At 51.5% G+C, this 21620-nt stretch carries 18 protein-coding genes; 3 read left to right on the forward strand and 15 right to left on the reverse strand.

Annotated features, from left to right (window positions below):
• Positions 1–13 precede the first annotated feature (13 nt).
• The 8 genes from IDH45_RS10675 to IDH45_RS10710 form a co-directional block, all read right to left on the reverse strand.
• Positions 14–418 carry a hypothetical protein gene (locus IDH45_RS10675; RefSeq protein ID WP_190927395.1) on the reverse strand — a complete coding sequence of 135 codons (405 nt, stop codon included), beginning with the start codon at positions 416–418 and terminating at the stop codon, positions 14–16.
• A gap of 3 nt (positions 419–421) precedes the next feature.
• The gene (locus IDH45_RS10680) at positions 422–1339 is read right to left on the reverse strand and encodes a DUF1186 domain-containing protein (RefSeq protein WP_190927397.1); all 918 of its coding nucleotides are present in this window, start codon (positions 1337–1339) and stop codon (positions 422–424) included.
• 330 nt (positions 1340–1669) lie between these two features.
• Complete coding sequence (locus IDH45_RS10685; RefSeq protein ID WP_190927399.1) at positions 1670–2011, reverse strand: DUF1801 domain-containing protein; 342 nt, start codon at positions 2009–2011, stop codon at positions 1670–1672.
• 29 nt (positions 2012–2040) lie between these two features.
• A complete protein-coding gene (locus IDH45_RS10690; protein WP_190927400.1) occupies positions 2041–2499 on the reverse strand; it encodes a YciI family protein in 459 nt (152 codons plus the stop codon).
• Positions 2500–2602: 103 nt separating this feature from the next.
• On the reverse strand, positions 2603–3832 hold the full coding sequence (locus tag IDH45_RS10695; RefSeq protein ID WP_223836547.1) for an RNA polymerase sigma factor: 1230 nt from the start codon (positions 3830–3832) through the stop codon (positions 2603–2605).
• A 41-nt stretch (positions 3833–3873) separates the two neighbouring features.
• Positions 3874–4308, reverse strand: coding sequence for a YciI family protein (locus tag IDH45_RS10700; RefSeq protein WP_190927404.1), 435 nt, complete (start codon positions 4306–4308; stop codon positions 3874–3876).
• A 182-nt stretch (positions 4309–4490) separates the two neighbouring features.
• Complete coding sequence (locus IDH45_RS10705; protein ID WP_190927406.1) at positions 4491–5153, reverse strand: DUF998 domain-containing protein; 663 nt, start codon at positions 5151–5153, stop codon at positions 4491–4493.
• Between the two features lie 21 nt (positions 5154–5174).
• Positions 5175–5999 carry an alpha/beta fold hydrolase gene (locus IDH45_RS10710; protein WP_190927408.1) on the reverse strand — a complete coding sequence of 275 codons (825 nt, stop codon included), beginning with the start codon at positions 5997–5999 and terminating at the stop codon, positions 5175–5177.
• Positions 6000–6345: 346 nt separating this feature from the next.
• Between IDH45_RS10710 and IDH45_RS10715 the strand changes: the two genes are divergently transcribed.
• Positions 6346–6936 carry a hypothetical protein gene (locus IDH45_RS10715; protein WP_190927410.1) on the forward strand — a complete coding sequence of 197 codons (591 nt, stop codon included), beginning with the start codon at positions 6346–6348 and terminating at the stop codon, positions 6934–6936.
• A gap of 619 nt (positions 6937–7555) precedes the next feature.
• Here IDH45_RS10715 and IDH45_RS10720 read toward each other — a convergent pair.
• Positions 7556–12598, reverse strand: coding sequence for an S-layer homology domain-containing protein (locus tag IDH45_RS10720; RefSeq protein WP_190927412.1), 5043 nt, complete (start codon positions 12596–12598; stop codon positions 7556–7558).
• A 295-nt stretch (positions 12599–12893) separates the two neighbouring features.
• Here IDH45_RS10720 and IDH45_RS10725 point away from each other — a divergent pair, with 295 nt between their 5' ends.
• The gene (locus IDH45_RS10725; RefSeq protein ID WP_190927414.1) at positions 12894–14366 is read left to right on the forward strand and encodes an extracellular solute-binding protein; all 1473 of its coding nucleotides are present in this window, start codon (positions 12894–12896) and stop codon (positions 14364–14366) included.
• Positions 14367–14380: 14 nt separating this feature from the next.
• A complete protein-coding gene (locus IDH45_RS10730; protein ID WP_190927416.1) occupies positions 14381–14797 on the forward strand; it encodes a hypothetical protein in 417 nt (138 codons plus the stop codon).
• Positions 14798–14851: 54 nt separating this feature from the next.
• On the opposite strand, the gene IDH45_RS10735 is transcribed toward IDH45_RS10730, so the two are convergent.
• The 6 genes from IDH45_RS10735 to IDH45_RS10760 form a co-directional block, all read right to left on the reverse strand.
• Positions 14852–16018 (reverse strand): DUF4317 domain-containing protein, encoded by a 1167-nt coding sequence (locus IDH45_RS10735; RefSeq protein ID WP_190927418.1) that lies wholly within the window; start codon positions 16016–16018, stop codon positions 14852–14854.
• Positions 16019–16378: 360 nt separating this feature from the next.
• Positions 16379–16777: a hypothetical protein gene (locus IDH45_RS10740; RefSeq protein WP_190927420.1), complete on the reverse strand. Its 399-nt coding sequence runs from the start codon at positions 16775–16777 to the stop codon at positions 16379–16381.
• 24 nt (positions 16778–16801) lie between these two features.
• Positions 16802–18175 (reverse strand): sensor histidine kinase, encoded by a 1374-nt coding sequence (locus IDH45_RS10745; protein WP_190927422.1) that lies wholly within the window; start codon positions 18173–18175, stop codon positions 16802–16804.
• A complete protein-coding gene (locus tag IDH45_RS10750) occupies positions 18172–18846 on the reverse strand; it encodes a response regulator transcription factor (RefSeq protein WP_190927436.1) in 675 nt (224 codons plus the stop codon). The genes IDH45_RS10745 and IDH45_RS10750 overlap by 4 nt, the downstream gene beginning before the upstream one ends.
• Positions 18847–18903: 57 nt before the next feature.
• Positions 18904–21000, reverse strand: coding sequence for an MMPL family transporter (locus IDH45_RS10755; protein ID WP_190927424.1), 2097 nt, complete (start codon positions 20998–21000; stop codon positions 18904–18906).
• 467 nt (positions 21001–21467) lie between these two features.
• Positions 21468–21608 (reverse strand): S-layer homology domain-containing protein, encoded by a 141-nt coding sequence (locus tag IDH45_RS10760; RefSeq protein WP_190927426.1) that lies wholly within the window; start codon positions 21606–21608, stop codon positions 21468–21470.
• Positions 21609–21620 lie beyond the last annotated feature (12 nt).

The raw sequence follows: 21620 nt of genomic DNA on the forward strand, positions 1-21620 counted from the left end.
CATCCTCCCCGATTTACGCCCTACTCCATCTATTGAAACCATTGTTCTTTTGTTCAACAAATGACAAGCTCTCCATCATATTGCCGGTGAACAAGTTCACCCACTGACCGGTATGCCGCTGATAATCCGCCTCGCATTTTTCACCGCGGGAATCTTGCAATGTAAATCGAGCCATAGGGAACTCTGCATATTTGCCATCGATCAGCGGTTTGATGAATTGCAGCTCTGGATTATTCCAGCCAAATTGTTCGTGCAGCCGATACAAATATATTCGCCCTGCTTTAATTTCTATACGGTGGACAATCTCACTTAAAGAAGATTTTGATATAAATTGACTGACAACCGTTTCAAGATGAACACGTTCGGTTGCACTTAATTTTGCCGGTTTGCGATGACTGGACCCACGTTTATTTATCATTTCTCACGCCCCGCAACACTTTTTGTACTTCTTGCCGCTCCCGCAAGTACAGGGATCGTTCCGGCCGATTTTTTCAACTTTGACTGCCGGATTCATCCTCGGTTTCTCATAAAACGCACTAGGTTCCGCCCCGAAGTAGGATTCTAACTCGGAGTATGCATTCTCAGAATCTGCATCGGGTTGAAAACAAGCCCAGCCCTGCAATTCCTCGATGGTGTCGGTAATAAGCCGATATTTGTCATACTGCCCGCTCTCCCGCAAGACGGCTTCTTTCGTTCTCTTTAGTGTCCCACGGACATCGTCCATTCCGATTATCATCGTTTCTACAATCCGATCTTCATACAATCGCTGAATATCCGCAGCAACCTCTTCCGGATAAAGGTCATTACAACAGCATACGATCTCTGTATTCAGATAATAGCTGTCCTCTGAACGCTTTTGCTTGTCGTTGATCAACTGCTTGAAATAGTCCATGACGAACTCTCTGGAGAGCTGACCGTCCAAAACCAAAATAACTAAAGCGACTAACGCTTGCCCTCGCGCATACTCATTCGCTTCGGTGTTTTCGATCAATCGCTGCAGCAATTCGATTTCCCCGTTGTAAGTAGAAGCGAGTGCCTGGCCTACACCTTCCGTAATGGAATCGTCAAAGATTTCTTCACAAATCCCGGCGGGCTTAGACAAAATCTCGATCAGGATCGGAAATAAGGCTTGTTCCCGAAATTGTGCCAACAAGTAAAAAGCGTAAATGAAATCGATCCGTTCCGGACGTTCGATCACCTTCTCGTAATCTTCATTCAGATCGTTCATGATTTGAAGCAGATGAGGAATAGCCTCCTCTTTCCGTTCGATGATTTGCTGCAGTTCCTCGCGAGGAAATGCGCCCTCGTTATACCGAATGTTTTGAATAAGGTGTTCCAAAGCCGTTACCCTCCTATTCCAAATCGAAGGTCAAGCACGATCTCCGATTATTTCCTGTTTTCAGGATTTCATTTCGACACAAACGGCGCATATCCTGTATATTTCGGCATAATCGTGCAACATTTAATTGCGAATTAGGATCGGTGCTGAAAACCGGACTTTTTGAACACGCACTTGATGGCATATGTAGAATAATAAAAAGCAGCCTCGAAGCTCTAAGCTCCCAGACTGCCTGGTCGACGTTCCCTTGCTTGCCGAGTCTTGCCCTGCACGAACCGAATTCAACATCCTTCTCCCCAAGCTCAAGCCGAATCCCAAACCACCCGCGTCCTAAAGCGTGCCAGCAGCCTGACCGACCCATGCCGCCAGCTGTTCGGAAGGGACCGTGTCCCCTTTGCGCAGCTTCAATGTTTTTCGCTCCTCCGGGCCCTCGAACATGCCTTCCGGAAGCTCCAACGCGGCGGCATTAAAAATCGTGAAGCTGACGGCGTCTTTCGATGTCGAAATGACAGCGGCATATTTCCCGTTTTTCAGGAAATGGGGTTTCTTATACTGAATACGTTCAAGCGCATCGGGGATCGCCTGGTGGACAACCTCGCGTAGAGAAACGGACAGTTCGCGGTGCCACGGTTCTTTTAAAGCCTCAATAAAATCGGTTACTTCTGGATTCATCCTGCACAACTCTCCTTTATTTCATGGGATTAAAGACGTTCTGGCAGCGGCTGAACCATCTTCTGGAGCATATCGAGCTGGTCCTGCAAATCGGCTTCCATCGCCCGGATTCTTGGCTCCCGCCACGCATCCGCAGGCTCTTCGAGTCTCCGCAGCTCGATCTCGTACTCGCCGGGGCCCGCCGGAACCGGCATCCGGAGCGCCCAGTTCAGCGCCTCGTCCTCCGACTGCACCTCGATCAGGGCATATTCCGCCATAAGCGCCGTATCGGTTGGAAAAGGGCCGGTCTGCAGGCTCGGCTCTCCTCCAAGCGCGGAATAGGTGATCCTCACTCCGCTTGTGCTGGGCCGCAGCTCTTCCGCAGCAAGCAGCACACCGGCTTGCGCCATCGACTGCCGGCACGTCTGCCTGGCCTCGGCATACTCCCGGCTGGGCTCTACTCCCGCCTCCGAGTACCCCGTCGCCTTGATCATCAACATAAATCGCATTTTGGTCCCCTCCTTCCAGGAAAAGGCTTCAGGCGGTAGTGGCCGCCGAATGTCTTCCCTTTGCTACTACGACGAACGTGAACCCATCAAATCGACAAGCGGCTCAAAAAAAGGATTCGGTAGGAGCGGATCGGCATTCCTCCGCCCGGTTCAGCAATAACGCTCGTTCGCGCTCATTCCGAGTCATCGCTGCCGCACGCTCGAATTCCGCGCAGGCTTCGGCGTTCCGCCCCAGCTTCGCCAGAAGATCGCCGCGCACGCTCGGCAGCAGGTGATACTCTTTTAAGGCAGGCTCCTCATTCAGCCTGTCGATGATCTGCAAGCCGAAGGCCGGACCAAACGCCATCGATATTGCCACCGCCCGGTTCAGTTCGACGATCGGTGAAGGCGCGACCCGGGACAGCGCCTCATACAAAGCGGCTATACGGGGCCACTCCGTCTCGGCCGCACTCCTCGCCTGTGCATGACAAGCGGTAATCGCGGCCTGCAGCGAATAAGGGCCGAGCGGCCGGCCGAGCTTCCGGCAGCGTTCCAAGGCGGCCAAACCGCGGCGGATCAGCAGCTGGTCCCACAACGCGCGGTTTTGATCCATCAGCAGAACGGGTTCGCCCTTGGCGTTCACCCGCGTTTTCAGCCTCGAGGATTGAATCTCCATCAGAGCGACGAGCCCATGAACCTCCGGTTCATGAGGGGCGATCTCGGCAAGCACGCGCCCCAATCGCAGCGCCTCCTGACAGAGCAGCGGACGAACCCATTGATCCCCCGATGTGGCCGAATAACCTTCGTTAAACATCAAATAAATCACTTCGAGCACGGCGGACAGCCGGTCTTGAAGCTCCTCGCCCGCAGGCACCTCGAAGGGAACACCCTCGCGGTTCAACGTTTTCTTCGCACGGACAATCCGCTGGGCAATCGTCGATTCGGCGGTGAGGAACGAACGGGCGATCTCATCCGTGGTGAGCCCGCACAACAGGCGAAGCGTCAGGGCGACCCTCGCGTCCTGCGACAACACCGGGTGACACGTCATGAAGATCAGACGAAGGAGATCGTCGCCGATCTCCTCGCCTATCGCTTGCTCGATATCTTCTTCGGTATACCCGTCCACCGTGCGGGCGATCTCCGCGTACTTCCGGTCGCGCAGCTTCGCTCTGCGGAGAAGATCGATGGCACGTCTCTTGGCCGTCGTCATCAGCCAGGCGCCCGGGTTGTCCGGGATGCCGCTCTCCGGCCACCGCTCCAGAGCGATGACCAGAGCGTCCTGGGCCAGATCCTCCGCAAGGCCGATATCCCGCACCATTCGCGTTAACCCGGCGATCACCTTCGCCGACTCCATCCGCCAGATCGCGTCGATCGTTCGGTCGGTACGGGAGCGGTTCACGCTTGTTTCTGCTCCTGAACCTGCTGGCGAAGCGCCGCTTCTTTTGCCCGCGTCTCGGGATCGGCCATCAAGTCCTCCACCTCGAATACCTGTCTGAGCTCAATCTCTCCCTGTCCGTAACCGTGAGGGTCCGGCATGCGAAGCGCCCATTGGATCGCTTCCTCCCGCGATTTGACCTCAATCAGCGTATAACCTGCGATGATCTCTTTCGTCTCGGTAAAAGGACCGTCCACCACCTTCGGCTTGCCCCCGGGTTCCGGGTACGAAATCCGGATTCCGTTCGAGCTGGACATCAAGCCGTCGGCCGCGAGCAGCACACCGGCCTTCACCAGTTCCTCGTTGTACTTCTGCATCGCCTCAATCAGCTCCTGGCTCGGCATCACGCCCGCCTCCGAATCGGTCGTAGCTTTCACGATCATCATAAATCTCATCTTCATTACCTCCCGCGTTTTGTTGAGCCTCGTCCACCCGTTACGATTGCCCGGGGACATCCGCTTCTATTTATACGACGAACCGATGATGACAAAATCGACAGCCGCTGTTTCTTTATTCCTACCCTATAGGTTCGGCAGCCAAAAGCCAAGTTCCTGTCGCACTCCATTGCAGCTGCAGCCTATCCCCTGGAGGCTTCACCATGTAATCGGGCCGCAAGAGCCGACACCCACTCGAAAGCAACCACCCCCGCACTCCCCATAATGACGCCCATCCAACTATTCATTCCCATGCCCAATATAATCAGCAAAGGAGCAAGGCAGGCCGTCGCGATCGAGTAAGCTTGCCATCCACGCTCGCCCCGTGTCGCAAAGCGGCGGGCAAACACGATACTTGCCGCAATCAGGCAAATGAAGGCGGTAAAGAAAGCCAAAGAATGCACCGCTGCTTCTCCGCTCATCGATGTCGGCATCCCTTCCGGGGCACCGGACGGAAAGCCGAGACCCGGGTCCGGGCGAAACATCCCCGCCGCCATCATACCGAGCCCATACATTCCGATCAGCAGCGCCCCCCACGTCCCGCCTCTGCTCCCCCGCAGGAAACTGCGAATCCCGACGGCCGCGAGCACAGCGAGCAATCCGGTGAGTATGAAATTAGCGCTCTGAATCCACCCCATCTCCCCTAACGTCAGCATGCTGATCGCGTGACGCCTAATATCGAATCCTGAGCGGGTAATCACTTGAGCGATCGCTGCCGCATAGAACAGGGGCGCACTGATCACCCCGCCGGCCAAAAGCAACCTAATTACGTTGGTATGACTCTCTTTTGCGTATGTTTTTTGCATAAGAATCCATCCTTTCTTCTCTCATTTCGCAGCGCCAGTATCGCCCTTAAAAAATGCCGCCAGTTCCGCCGCAATCCTCTTCGCATCGAGCTTCTTCGTGTGCCCCAGTCCTTTTTTGCTAAGCAGCTGTGCGTTCGGGAGCACGTCCGCGAGAGCTTGAGCGCCGCGGCGCAGCGAAAGCGGACTCTCCGTCCCCTCCAGCACCAGCGTAGGCATCGTGACACCGCTCCATAAGCGGGCCGGCAGCGGTTTCCCGTCCATATAGCCGTCCATCAAGGCCGCATCGTAGGGGAGCGTGTGCGCGACGGCCATCAGCTTCGACCATACGCCGGGCATGAGCCGCATCATACCGACTACAAACGAAGGCGCACCCATCCCTTGAGTCATAAAATACTTGATGGCCTCCGCCCGGCGGTCTGCCGCGATATGCCCGGTAACCTGCTTGACGAAATCCGCCGGAGGTTTACGATCCGCCGCGTCGACTACGAATGGCGGCTCATGCAGCGCCAGTTTCGTAATAGGCACCCCTCTCGCCGCCGCTTGAAGGGCAAGAACGGCTCCGGAAGACAATCCCCAGACGTAGGCCGTGCCGCCGGCTTCATCGATCATCGCCTGAAGATCCTCGATCTCGCGCTCGATCGCATAGGGCATCGTGTCACCGCTGTCCCCGCGTCCGCGCCGGTCGTAGTTGTACACCGTGAAGCGCTCCGACAAAAGGTTCGCCAGTTGCACCTGCCCCGGGAATTTCCGGTAGCTGAACGCTCCCGCTACGAGAATGAGCGCCGGGCCTTGGCCGACCTGATCGTAGGCAATCTTGGTGCCGTCTTTGGAAGTTACTGTGTTCATTTTGTATATCTCCTTTTCGCTATGTTCATGATGGATGGGCTGTGGCGGAATGCTGCAATTTCCGCGCCTTTATAAAGACGACGAACAGCTTAAGACAAAATCGACACTGTCGATAAAAAAAATTAGAAAAATAGGATTAGGTCTCCATTAACAGTCCTTACTTATTCTATAAAAGGAAAGATAGCGAAGGAAGAACCCCTCGCTAAGAAGAACCCTTTCTAATCTCATTTAAAACGCTACCGATTATCGTCTGCTTACTAAGGTGAATAAGCGTCTCTTTTATACAACCTTGTTTTAACTATTGAAGTCTTATATATGGACATACCAATGAGGAGAGTGATGGCAGATGAAAAATGGATATCATTTTCCGATCTTGCTGATGTTGTTCATACTGGCCGGAATGTTCCTTTTATCTGGATGCACCGAAGATAATAACTTGTCCTCGCCTTCAACCAAAGAGATACAACTGCAACAGCGAATCGCTGAGTTGGAGAAGCAGCTGGCAGAAAAGCAGGTGGATGAGGGGCCTAAATCTGCAGAGGGTTATTCGGAGGAAATGGAAAGAAATAAGCAGTTGCTTGCATGGTATGAAGACACTCTTACCAAACTTACCCGTACACCGAAACCGGAATATGAAATTATAAATTCAATGGGAACCGAAACGGTTGTGTTCGCAAAAAATGCGCCGAGCGATTATGGAGCCCGGGGTATATTCCTTATCCGGCTGGCACTTGAATTTCCTGAAGGCGAAGAGGTCGCTTTTTGGCGTGATCTAAACGCAGCAAAAGAATATGCAACTAACGGAACTGCTAACGAGGGTGAGAAACAAAAGCATATGCTTGGCCAAATCAGTCAGATAAATGGAGAGTACGTCTTAGAGCAATTCGGAAGCACCTCCGGACCGGCACGTATACGGTTTGGTAAATTTAAAAATTAACGGAGTAACAGCGAGCCGCCGATTCTATCCGGACAATTCGCACTGCTAACACAAGTTGGACAGGCACATACATCTATCATACTCGCCGAATCCCATTTTTTGCTGGAGTAGTCTTATCTATTTCCTATGCTTCACAACTTCTTCGCCAGTAATTGCGTTTATATATTACTTCGGGGTAGAAGGGAGGAAATCATGTTCATTAGAGGAGTTCTCATCTCATTCGTTACCACTACGATATTGTATTTTCTATTACCAATCATTTACATCGATCCTGTTCGCTGGATGAATTATTCTAATTCAGTTTCTGAATGGCATATCCAATACATGCTAAGAATGACGGTTGCCATGATTGTCAGCATCCCTGTGGGGGGATCTTTTGGATGGAAACGGAAAATGAAAAAGTTGTGGTTCATCGGTTATTTGTTAGGTGTAATCCTCACGCCGGCCCTTATAGGATTTTGCTATATGGTGTATTTTTACTTTGCCATCGCTCCTTAATAGTAAAGAGTGAAGTACTTCATCTTACGAGAAGATCTTCGCTCTTTAAAAAAACGTTAAAACGCAAAAACAAAACAGCCCGGAAGCATAAGCTCCCGGGCTGCCTTGTCTGCAGTTACCTTTACTTAACCAGCTTGGATAAAACCTGAATCGCTTCCGCACGGGTCAGCTGCCCTTGCGGGACGAACTGCCCGCCGTCGCGGCCGCTCAGAAGGCCCAGCGCTGCTGCGTGCCCAACCGCGTCCCGAGCCCATTCGCTCATCTGGTCCGCATCGGCAAACGAAGTCCCGGCGGACGCGCCGGTAAGCTTGCCGGATTGGTACTCGTAAGCGCGAACGAGGATGACGGCCATCTCCTCCCGGGAGATCGTCCGGTCCGGGGCGAACGTCCCGTCGTCGTAGCCTCCGATCAGACCGGCCTTGACCGCCGCCTGAACGGCGTCTTCGTACCAGCTGTCCGCCGCTACGTCACCGAAGGAAGCGGCGCCCGGCGATGCCGGCAGCTTCAAGCTTCGCGCGATCAAGGCGATGAACTCGGCCCGCGTCACGTCGGCATCCGGAGCGAACCGGTCGTCGCTCACTCCTTCGGCGATCAGCTTCGACGCCATCGTTTGAATCACTTTCAACGCCCAGTGAGTACCGGCCACGTCGGTGAACGTCTTGTTCAACTCCAGCGCGATATACTGCCCCGGTTTGGTTACATTCGCAGTCAACATGCCATCCACTAGCTGTCCGCCGACATACTCCAGCTTGCCTTCCTCGGACAGGCGATACAGATGCGTCAGCTCCGGCCGTCCGTCGCCTGGGACGTTAACGGACACGACGATCGGCTCGGCGAAATGCTCCAGCCGGATCGTTCCTTGGCTTGTAGCCGCTGTAACCTGCACATCCATCCATGCCGATCGTGCCGTTACTTGCGCATGACGCTGTTCGCCAATCTGCCGAACCATCTGCGATGTTTGCGACTCGTCCGCTTTGGCCAGCGATACGTTCACGGACTGTATCCCGCCCTGCGACGAACCGGCCTTCTGCTGCAACTCCGCGAACAGTTGCGAAGGCAGCGACAGACTCGCGTGGGGAGCGGCGATCGTCAGAAGTCCTTGCTCTTTAAGCAGCTCGGCCACGTTAGCCGGCAATTGCACCAGCTCCGTCTTCTCCAGCACGTTCACCTGCAGAGAGCCGTTGCTTTGCGGGATCAGATCGCCGCTGCCGACAACCCGCGTCTTCTCTCCGTCACCTCCAGGGGAAGGCTGTTGTCCCCCTCCGATCGGCGCGCCAGGTCCGGCCGGCGGTGTCTCCGGTTCATTCGGCTCCTCCGTCGGAGGCGTCGTGCCGTCATCCTTCTGCTCCCACACGATCCGGTACACCCGTGTCGATTTCCCATCATTACCGACGACCGTTATTTTCGCTTCCTCCCCGCTTTCTTCCACCTGAACGGCTGCCCCCGGCTGAGTCGCCGTCGCTTGAACCGTACCCTTGGAAGCGGCAGGAAGCTTGTAAGTTGCGATTCCCGGGGAGAACCCTGGGACACCCGAACCTTTTACGGTAAGCGAGGACAATGTTGCATCGGTTTGCGGTACGGCGATCCGCGCCAGGTCCGTTCCCGCATCCGGCGCATAATAGATGCTGCCGTCCACCCCGATCGACATGCTGTTCAAGAAGTCGTTCACAATAATTTTGTACTGCAGCGTCTCGGGATCGATCACAATGATCTTACGCGCCAAAGTCGTGTACAGCATGCCGTCCGGCGCCCAGCGCAGATGATAGGGCAGCCATTTGCTCGTGTTGTAGGAGCTCGGGCGGATCATTTTGCTCTTCACAATCTGCTTGGTCGTCACGTCCATCGCGAAGATCGTACCGTCCACGACTCCCCACAACAGACCGTCCGGACCGAACGAAATCTCGCCGATCATCTTCGGCGTCTCATCGATGCCCGGGATGTCGAGTGCGAACTCGTCGATCTTCTGCCCTTTTTCCACGTCCCAGACGAACAGTTTCGCTTCCGGCTCGGACGGATCGATGCCCAGCCCGCCCCAGACCGACGTCCCGCCATACAGCAGACCGTCCTTGTACGCCAGTCCGATAATGCTCTGGTTGCGGACGACTTGATCGTGATCGTACTGGGTCCACTTGTCCGCCTTCTCATCGTAGATCGCGAGCGCGCCGCCCAGATAGCCGTAATCCGGCACCGTGCCCACGAACAGCTTGTTATCCCCTGACGTGATCGCGAACGGCCGGTCCTGATGCGCGATCTTGTACTCGTAGTTCGGATTCTGGTTCATCACAAAAGGCTTCGTCGGGTCATAGCTGTACATCACCGCCGATACATACGTGCCGTAAAACACCCGCTCGCCGAGAAACCCGATCCCCTCCGGCTGTGCGAAGGCCGAGACGTTCAAGTCGATCTGCTTCGTAAACGGATTGTAGATGCTCATCCCACGCTGGTAACCGCCGAAATAGAGACGGCCGTCGAAGCCTACCTCGAACGCCTGAATCCGCACCGGCTGCGGATCGATCTCCAGACTAACGAACGTTACGCTGCCATCGCTTGGATCGTACCACATATACTCGCCGTATTGGGTGACGATCGCCAGTACCGTTTGCCCCGCTTTGGCCCCGCTCGTCAGCTTGATCCAGGTCATATCCTTGACGCGTGTCGTATCCGGCAGCGGGTAGGACAGCTCGATCCGCGTGGATTCGTACGTCGTCAAGTCGAACCGGTACAGGTTCGTCAAATATTTGTAGTACATGTACTTCGGATTGGCCGGGTCCGGCTCGGAGATCATGTTGCTGTATTGGAAATTCGCGAGGACCCCGCCTGTGTTCTTATTCAGCACGACCATATTGATCGTACTGACCGATACGAACAGCAGATCCCCGATCACGAACACGTCCGCGACCGGACCGCCGGGACCGCCCGAATGACCCGGAATCGGAACCGCTTCTTGCGCGCCGGTATGACGGTTCACTTTCAGCAGCTCGATCGTCGTCCCGAGGCCCGCATACACATAGTCGCCGTCCACCGCGATCCCGCGCACGTACTGCTGCCCTTGCTTCAGAATGCCATAGTTGCGGAACGTCTTGTTCGTGATGTCGTATTCGAACAGCTTGCCGCTGGACGTGCTGTTGTACGTGCCGCCGTAGATTTTGTCGTCGATCGCCTCGAGATCCCATACCCAGCCGTCGGCCGTGTTGTAGCCGAGGTTCTCGAGCTTTTTCTCCGCAGGCAAGTACCGGTACAGCATCCCGTCCTTCGTCCCTGCAAAGTAGACGTTTTGGTCCGAGCCGACCGTCATCGCCCAAGTCGCTTCCGTATTCGGGATGACCTGGCTGAACTTCCGCTTGCCCGTCTCCGCATCGACCACGTAGAACGTACCCGGCAAGCCGTTGGTTACGAAATAAATCTCATTCTCGCCAAGCGCATTCGTCTGGATGGCGCCCGCTTGCCCCAGGTTCACGTTGACCATCGGCCCGATCGCCTCGGGAGCCAGGTACTCGCGATCCAGCGGAACTTCCGGCGGCGCCGCCGTTACGCTGATGTCGTCCATATAAGCCTCCGTTTCACTCGGCTCGCCGGAATACAGCGCGATCCGGGCAAACGCCGCTCCCGCCGGAACCGTCGTATACAGCCGCATCGCCGACCATTTGTTCGTCCCCAGCGTTACCGAGCCGAACAACCCTTCATCCGTGCGGAGATGAGTCCCGTCAGAAGAATAGTAGTAGATTTGCGGAACAATGTTGTGCGTCTGACGAATGACATACACATTCGTATGAATCGTCAGGCTGCTGCCCGCATTCACCTTGAATCGGTCGCTCATGATACGGAACCCTTCCGTCGCCGAGCTGTCTTTGAAATACAAGCTGTTCGCGCCGTCCAGCACCGGAGATTGCGCCAATTGGGCGGTCCCGCTGCCGAGCACGATTTCCCAGTTCGGGATGTTGCCGCCGGCCAGCGGCGATTCGAAGCTCGGATTAGGCAGCGTATCGGCTACTACGGGCGCGGTGCCTGCACGCTCGATCTGAACGTCGACGTCGTCCACATAAGCGACCGTCTGCGTCGTCCTGCCGCCGCTAAGCGCCACCACGACATGCGCCGCGCCTTCTTTCACCGTATACTCGCCTTTTACCTGCACCCATCTGCCCGTCCCGATCACAGCCGCCGTCGTAGGGACGCGCAAGTACGAGTCGGTTACGCCGGTCGTCGTCATCTGGGCGTTGTAGCCCGTGAACTCCAGCCCGAAGTTCAAGCTGATGTCCACTCCGTATACGTATGCGGTCACCGTCACCTTGTCGCCCTTCGACACCGCGATCGGATCGCTGGATACCGTTAACGAAGCGTTCGTATCCTTGTTGCGGAAATACAAGCTGGACGCGCCCGACCGGACGACCGTCTGGTTCAAATTCACATACGTGTCCTGGACGTTCGCCGCCGTCGTCACTTTCCAGCCCGGCAGCGTCCCGTCCGGATTAGCCGCCCGCTCGAAGCCCGGGTTCAGCAAATACGGATGATCCGGTCCAGGCCCTGGCCCAGGTCCGGGTCCCGGGGCGTTCGCACGAACGACCGATACCGCCACATCGTCGACATACGCGACCGTCTGCGTCGTTCTGCCGCCGCTAAGCGCCGCGACGACAAAAGCCGCGCCTTCCTGTACCTCATACTCCGCGCTGATCTGCACCCATTTCCCTTTACCGATCACAGCCGCCGTCGTAGGAACCCGCAAGTACGAGCCGGTTACGCCGGTCGTCGTCATCTGGGCGTTGTAGCCCGTGAACTCCAGCCCGAAGTTCAAGCTGATGTCCACCCCGTACACGTAAGCGGTTACCGTCACCTTATCGCCCTTGGATACCGCGATCGGATCGCTGGATACCGTTAACGAAGCGTTCGTATCCTTGTTGCGGAAATACAAGCTGGCCTGGCCCGAGCGAACCGTGTCCGTGCTCAGGTCCACCAGCGTATCCTGCACCGTCGCGGCCGTCGTCACCTTCCAGCCGGGAAGCGTACCGTCGCCATTGCGGCCCAGCTCGAAGCCGGGGTTGAGCAGCTGCACCGGCTCTGCAGTTGCAGCACTGGCTTTTCCTGTCCATGGAGAAACTGGGAACGCTCCCAAAACAATCGATAAAGAGAGAAACACCATAAATAATTGCTTGTACACTCGCTTGCTCATACCATCACTCCCGTAGCCTGAATGGGTTTATCGCGGCAGATCTCCGTACTCTTGAGAACGCTTGCGTAAAACACCCTGCTCTGTTGCTCTGCTGCACTTCCATCCTCTCGAGCGGATAGCTCGTGATTGGATCCATCGATCGAACGAAACCGTTTGACGCTCCTCCCTATGTACTGTATCATATCTGTATCATATGTAAGTGATTTTATGACAGGACCCGGTGCTTGTCAACTGGCAGTTTCGTTCGGTATGATCGGAGGACGAGACCAGATTTTCCCGGAAATGAGGTTCCCCAGTGTCAAGCAAACCTAGCCGATCGACCTTTCGGGATCGATTGAAAGACATGGTAGATAGCCTGCGGCAGCAGATCGAGAGCGGACAGCTGGAGCCGGACGCCTACCTCCCGGCGATCCCGCAGCTCAGCAAGCAATACCAGCTTAGTGTCAATTCGGTGCAAAAAGGGCTGGAGCAGCTCGTTCAGGACGGGTTGGTCGAACGGATTCCGCGGGTCGGGATTCGGGTGAGAGCGTTCCCCGGCGGGCAGCAGCCGGTTACTTTATCCGTCGGGTATTATCCTTCGATGGCAACCGATATGGATCTCCCTGCGTTGATCGGACAGTTCGAAGTCAACCATCCGCACATTCAGGTACGGCTCATCCCGCTGCAATTTTACGATTATCTCGAGGTCGCGACCTATTATCTGGAGAACAACATCGTCGACGTGATCGCGATGAACTATATCAACTTCGGCCAGTTGGCCGAGAAGCTTGCCCCTATCGGCAGCTACTTGTTGCCGCTGCGTCCGGCGAAAGGGATCTACGACTATTTGACCCCTCCTTTTACCTACGAAGGGGAGCTGTACGTGCAGCCCGTCATCTTCTCACCGGTAGTGATGGCTTACAACAAGCGGCATCTCGCGGAGCTCGACTGGACCGCACCTCCCCGGGAATGGACGTGGAATCGGTTCATGGAGCTGCTCGATCGGTTGGAGCAGGGCGACAGCGGCAAGCTCGGCTTTTACTTCTACCCGGTGACGGACAACCGCTGGCCGGTCTTCATGCTGCAAAGCGGCCTGACGTTCGGGGAGCTGGACCCCCGGCACCGGGAGGAACAGACGGCCCGGCTGATGGACAGCATCCAGAGCTGCTACGACCTGGTCCACCGCCAGCGCCTGTTCTCGCTCTTGCTGTCCGAGCACGACATCCACGTCGAGCGCCTGTTCGCCGAGCAGAAAATATCGGTTATCATGACCACCTACTTTAACCTGAACAAGCTGCGCGGCACATCGGTCGAATTCGATCTCGCCCCGCTGCCTTACGTGAACGCGCCGAAGACGCTGCTGCTCTCGATCGGCTTTGCCATTAACCGGCACACCCCGAACCCGGAAGCGGCCGAGCTGTTCATCCGGCACCTGACCTCAGAGGCCACCCAGCGCTACATGCGCACCCGCACCTACAGCATCCCGGCCCTGCGGCAAGCGGCCGAGCAGCAAGAGGACGGACAGCAAGGTAACGATCAGCAAGGCGACGAGCAGCAGGACAACGAACAGCAAGAGAACGAGGCTGGCGGAGCCGGCATCTACCGCCCGGACAATTACAGGCTCTTCAAGGAGCTCGAGCCGAGCTACAGCCTGCTCACCGACCTGCACATGAGCCAGGAGCAGAAGAGCCGCCTGCAGTCGATCTTGGCTTCTTATTTGATGGGGATCGAGACGCGGGAATCGACAGAAAAGCGGGTTGGGGAGTTTTTGGAGTTGTTGGGCGGGTAGGGATCGGAATCAAAATGATTAAGCTTCGTAAATTCCAATCACGCTCTGCCGCTTCGCAGCGTCCGCCGGGCTGGGTCTCTATTCTCGGAGACGATTACGGCTGGGGAAATGTCGTTGAAGAAGCGGAGAACGTCTCCTCGCTGACAGACTCGCCCGTGCTGTCCGTCGGCTACTTCGACGACGATGTGCTGGAGCTCACCGTAGCGGTAAACGGCGAAACTATTGCTACCCATGTAGCCGGACCCGGCCTCGACGTATACGAACTGGATGCCGGGACGGCCGATGCCGAAACGCTCATCCGTTCGCTCCAGTTGACGGCCGATGTCGCGAAGTTGAGGGAGATTTTAGCCGATCCTTCTATTGAGGACACGGTTATGCGGCTGCCGGAACGCACTCCACATATGTCGAGTAGACAGTGTGAGAACACGTGATGCGCCGACCTATTCAAAGGCTGCAACCGCATGAACCAACGCTGTCCACTGAGTCTATAACGTCTCGGTACTGAGCGTAAATCCTTCGATTACGGCATCTTCGTCGATCTCAATCAGGATGCATCGTTTCCCTTGATAATTCACCTGTCTCACATACTTTAGATCCTGCGGGCTGACCGAAATCGAGGCGACCTTGGTATCGATCTTAATCGATTTTGAAGTGAATTTCGGCATCACGCTGCTTGCCTTCATTTCATAGTTCCGATCGTCGACGATCGCTTGAAACGCGCGTTCCACTTTTTCCGTCGTCACGTTCTCTATGCCGCTTACGGTCAGCACACGTTCCACCTCTTTATAATCCAGCCTCGGAGGTTCTTCCTCATCTTCGTTGGTTTCGATGACCTGGTGGATCTCCTCGTACACCTGTGCGAGAGTGGCTACGTCGAGTTGTTCGCCCGCCACTTCCTTCACGATGTCTTCGAAAATAGCCCTCTCTTCCATGGCCGTCATGGATCTTTCGGCATTTAAGACCTGTTCGATGAAGTGCTGATCCGGATAATTCGATTTTGCCGTACAATACAGAATGCGGTTCACATCGGAATAGTTATCCGTCACGCTAGGATAAAAGAACCCGTGCTCCGGCGAACTTAACTTGATAATCGGATCTACGATGACATTGTACTTAAATTCCTTCTCCACATAATCGAACAAGAGGGTTTTCTTTTGCTTCTCCGTGGAATTCACGCTGCATAGAATGAACGGATTCGCGAACAGTTCGTCCTTCCCGGTCTCTTCGGCTTCTTCATTTCTGCCCTTGGTCGGCCGGAAATACTGTCCATGAACGAACGTGACTACTGTATCCTGTTCATACTTGGCATCCACCAACATTTTATCCACCAACAGCAGCATCAGGTCCTTCCATTCTTCGGGATCGCCTGTCACCAAACCTTGGTGAAGCAGCACTCGCGTTGGATCCTCTGCTTCCTCCTGAAACTTCAACTCGAACAATTTCTGATCCAATTCTCCGGTCAGCAGTTTTTTGAAATTCCCCATATACAGCTCTTGCTTCTCTCGATCCACCAGAGCAAACGCCTGGCGCTCCCAATGATAGACCTCGTTGCTATCCTTCATAATATACACGTTGAGAATGTTGTTAATAGTCATCATCTCGTGATCCAGCTTAAATTGCTTGCGTATATGAGCGATTTCTTTCTTTATCATGATTCGCTAGACAACTCCTACGAGTAAATTGGTTTTATCAGTATAAACGATATAACAGCCCTTCGCTAGGAGGGCTGTTAATGTTACTTCTCTTCAGTTCCGTTCCAAACCAACACCGCCACACACTCCACATGTGTGGTTTGCTCAATATAGATAACATATTAGGGGGCAGCTTACGCCCCCAGCAATAACGGATTTTTGAAATATAATGGATCGTAATACTGCCGTCCACCGCAATTTCAATCCGTTCGATCAATCGTTGAAAGAGTTCACGAAGCATTGCCTCGTCTGTGACAATATACCCCGCCTGTCTGCAGTCGCCTAGAGCAACTCCGGCGGTTTAAAAATAAAGGGGCCACTTTATACATTGCTCTTATCTTGAAATATTTTTTTATCAAAAAATAAAAGGATGGTGAAGAGAATGATGCCTAACAACAATATCGATGCTGACGTAATAAACGTAATCATTGTAAACGTGTTCTCCATCTTATAGTACAGAAGCATACTGAGCGGCATAAGTCCGCCACCAATCAGACTGGACCAAGCATGTAATTTAGCTGTTTTTTTCATGCCGATCTCTTTAAATACATAATAGAAAATACCGTATGCAAAAAGAGTTAACCAGCCGACAACTAGAATATGGGCATGACCCGGAACCAGTGTATAGTCTTTTCTCCCCGCTATATCCGATCCGAGCATTGCGCCAATCAAAGCATATACTGCCGAAATGCGAATTAACCATTTACTGTAAAACAACATGTTGTTCTCGCTCCTTTTCAAAGTTCATTCCTTAGGCAATGTAATCAGTACACAAGTTCCAACGTCAAGCTCACTTGACACTTGAATGCTCCCCTCATGTAATTCAATAATTTGTTTAACAATCGTCAAACCAAGACCTGTGCCTTCTTCCGTTCTAGAAGTATCTGCTCGGTAGAAACGATCGAACACATGTGGAAGCTCATCTTCTCTAATACCTATCCCGGTATCTTTGAATTGAATGGTCACGTAAGGACCGCAATCTTCATTCTCGATTTGTATGGAACCATTCGGTTTATTATATTTTAATGCATTAGTAAATAAGTTATCCCATACCGTCTCTAATAAGCTCTTATCACCCTGATAAAGTACAGGAGATATTTTGTAGTAAAGCTCAATCCCTCTTTCTTGGATCCTCCATAGATATTTCTGTGACAAGCTTTTGAGCTGCACATCCAACGAGAAGGACTCCCGCTTCAATCTACGGTTGGACTGATCTAATGAAGTAAGAAGCAACAGCTGTTTCGTTAAAATCGATAGTCGTTTGGCTTCTGTTTGGATGACCAAAGAATAAGCTGATCTTTCTTCTTCTGTAATCGTCTGAGCCCTTAATAAATCCGCATAACCTTGGATGTTGAGAAGAGGAGACTGAAAATCGTGCGACACATTGCTAATGAACTCTTTACGTGACTGATCGTTCTCCTGTAATTGCTTCGTCATTTCATTAAAGCTCTCGGCAAGCTGTCCAATCTCGTCTCTTCGATCAATCTCAAGCATATGATTGTATTTTTCCTGCGAAATTTGCTTCGTCGCTTCCGTGAGCTGCGTAATCGGGCGAATAAGCCGCTTGGCTACGATGAGCATCGTAAGAAGACTAATGACAGCCATCGATACAATCATTCCAGCAAAAATGATATGCACTTCTGTAACCAGCAGATCAATATTCGGTCGCAGGAATAATCCAAAGTTCTCGCCTTCGTATTTAAACGGCAGACCCACTGTGTTTTCAAGCTCATTAGCAAACATTCCGCTCATAAAGATGTAGCTTGAGAAGTCTCTCATTCCGTGATAGATGTTCCCATTAAATACAGATAACTTCGTTGATTCCAGTAAATCTTTTACTTCAAACTCACTCCCAAAAAAATGGGAATAGCCCGATTCGCTTGCAACGTAGAACTGATAGCCGACCTGACCAAGCGAAGATAAATAATGCTCCATATTAACATTTTCATTCGTTTCAATAAACCTAGTAATTTCTTGAGCAATTGCTACATGCTTCTGATCATTGAGCTCCTCAGTAACCTGATAATAGTACGTATTCGCCAAGAAGAAGGCGACAATCGTACTCAACAATATAATGAAAATAGTGGTGACGAAAAATTGCCGATAAAGTGTTTTCACGAATTATGAACCTCTAGCTTATAGCCAACACCACGAGTCGTTCTGATTTCGATGTTAGCACGAAGATGAGTTAGACGTTCGCGAACTCGCATCATATGAGTATTCAACGTATGATCATCACCTTCATAGTCATGCCCCCAAATTTGCTCCATAATCGTGCTCCGCTCAACGACATGATTCGAACGACTTGCCAATAAAGCGAGTAATTCAAATTCCTTTAACGGCATGATAACGGAACGCTCACCCGTCGACACTTCAAATATTTTACGGTTAATGGTTACGTTACCTATTTGAATGATCGATTGATATTCCTTTTCATACCTTCTTAATATGACTGCGATGCGGAATAGTAATTCCTTCGGTTCGAACGGTTTCACCACATAATCTTCCGATCCCGCTAGGAATCCTTTTGTTTTGTCCTCTAGTTCGCCTCTTGCTGTTAGGAGGAGAACAGGAATACCGTAGTCTTGACTTAAGATTTTAGTTAATTCGATGCCATCCATACCGGGCATCATAACGTCAACGACTGCCAAATCAGGTACTTCCTTCTCCAGAATATCTAATGCTTCTGCTGCGTTATTTGCTTTTAGCACTAAGTATCCTTGGCGTGCTAGATGAATGCTTACAAGTTCTAAGATGTTTTTGTCGTCATCAATTACAATGATTCTCAGCTGAATCCCCCCATGCAGAGGCTGTATACATAGTCTGCATTTGTCAGATTACTTATCCTAATCCTTCTCGAAGAATAAGATTACCGCTGGTAACAGCATACCACGAACTAAGAAGGTATCCATCAGAATACCGATGGCAACGATGAACCCGAAGACGAACAAATCTGCGATGGGCATCGTCATTAATGCTGCGAACGTTGACGCTAATATTAAACCAGCCGATGAAATGACACCACCCGTGTTACGAATTGCAACTTCTAATGATTCCTTCACTTTACGTACTTTACGTTCCTCTAAGAATCGTGACACTAGAATAATATTATAGTCGATGCCAAGAGCGACTAAGAAAATAAAGGCATACACAGGAACACGCGTACTTACCGCATCGTACCCGAATAATACATCAATTAGGAATATACCGAGTCCTAATGCAGATACGAATGAAATCAGAATCGTAGCCATCATGTAAGCTGACATTCTAACCGATTTGGTCAATACGAACAATAATACGAGTATTAGTAACGTTTCAAGTACAACGATCAACCATATATCGCGGTTATTTACACCACGTTCATCAACTAATTTCGGTGTAACACCACCATAATGAATTTCTCCAGATATGTTAACATCCGCTAACAAGTCTTCGCTACCATTAATTAGCTCTTTGATCAAATCGATCGCTTCTACTGAATAAGGATTAAAATCAAGCGTCATGCTATATTTTAGAGCGGTACTATCCTCAGTTACACCAATCAGTCTAACAGACGCAACGTTATCCTCATCAATCAATCTCGAACTAAGCGCTTTGATTTGATCTTCTGATATTGCTTTATCGCTTGTTACCAAGATCGAAGTCGGTGCTAATTCCCCTTTTTTATATTGGGCTTCAACAATTTCATATCCTTCACGAGATGGTAAGTCTTTCGGGAATGATTTCACTGTATCGAACTCATAATTTAAGTTAAATACATTCAGTGCTGTCACAAGCATAATAATCCCAACAAGTCCACCTGATAATCCTGGCTTGTTTACTACAAACTTAGCCACAGGGCCCCAGAAACCATGCTTCGCTTCTTTGGATATACCGAACTTAGGTACCTTTGGCCAAAATGCTTTGCGACCGAATAATGTGAATAATGCTGGTAATAGTGTGATCGATGCTAACATTATAATTGCCATCGTTGTACCGAAAATAGGTGCAAAATTCTGGTAATCACGGAAACTTGCAAAGAATAAAACAAGCATGGCTGCGAATATAGTACCGCCTGCAAGGAATACTGGCTTACCTGTAGCACGCATAGCATGCTTCATAGCATCGTACTTGCTTTCGTGATGATTCAACTCCTCACGGAAGCGCGAGAATACGAATAGGGAATAGTCAATAACGGCTGCGAACAGCAGAATACTCATAATCGAGGTTGTCGAGTTATTAATTTCTAACCCCCCTGCCCCCATTAAGCCAATGACCTGGTTTGTAACTTGGTATACAATCGCTGTTGCTAATAATGGAATGAGCGCTAATAAAGGTGAACGGTAAATAACGATTAGAAGCAATAAAATAATTCCGATCGTTGCCATTATTAACACAAAATCCGCTTGCTCAAAGAGCTTTAACGTATCGCCCACAATACCAGCAGGTCCTGTTATTCGAAATAGGGTATCAGTAAATCCTTGCGCGGCTTGGTTTCCGATCTCTGCAACTTTATCAACGGTTTCGCCGATCTGACGACTGTCAGCAGCGGCGTCTAATGTCATCGGAATAATCATTGTTGATTGGTCTTCTGATTTAAAAGATTCTAACGCTTGAAGCGGCAGATTGGCAATATTAATGATTTTGTCTATGCCCTCCACATCAGCAGCTAGAATCGCATCCATTATTTCTGCTACTTCGTCCACATTTATTTCCCCGTTTTCATTATGAAAGACGAGAATCCCAGGTGTACCCTGATCGTTTGGAAAAAACTGTTCGAGCTTTTCGTTAGCAATGATGGATTGTGCTTCGTTAGGTAATGACTGAAAGTTCGTCACTTTGTAGTCACTTAATTTGGGTCCAGCACTTAAACCAATCATGAGGACAAGCCAAACGATAATTGTAATCCACATGCCCCTCTTTGTCGAAACCCAATCTGTTATTGACTTTAATAGAGTATTCATTATTCCTCCTTGATTTCGGAATCATCTATACGAATGAACCTTATAGTCTACGTATTGCATTATATTCTTTTCATATAAACTCAAAATAAACTTTTTGAAATATACTAAGTTGAAGCTGTTACGAATTCTAAAAAAACCTGCATGCGCCGCCCCACGAATCCGGTTGTATCGAAGACCCATATCTTGAACCACAACTTTACTTAACGGTTAAGACATCAACAGCCGTGGTTAACATCCACGGCTGTTGTAATAATTCTATTCACCAACTAAGTGATAAACTAATGGACATCTCCACTCTCCACCTTTACCACTATTTTGTAATACGGTTCAACGCTTTATTAGCTTGAGCAATACTGTCACATCTCATCTATTCTTTCAGCACTATCAATATTAGACACTCCACATGACTTGTATGCGGGAACAGTCCCGAAGCCATAAGCTCCGAGCTCCCTTGCCTATAGTCACCTTTATTTCACCAGCTTAGATAATACTTGAATCGCTTCCGCACGGGTCAACTGCCCTGGCGGTACGAATAACCCGCCGTCGCGGCCGTTCAGAAGGCCAAGGGCTGCCGCGAGCTTGATTGCGTCCCGCGCCCAGCCGCTCATCTGCCCGCATCG

This window comes from Paenibacillus oceani (assembly GCF_014705615.1).
Taxonomy (GTDB): domain Bacteria; phylum Bacillota; class Bacilli; order Paenibacillales; family NBRC-103111; genus Paenibacillus_AB; species Paenibacillus_AB oceani.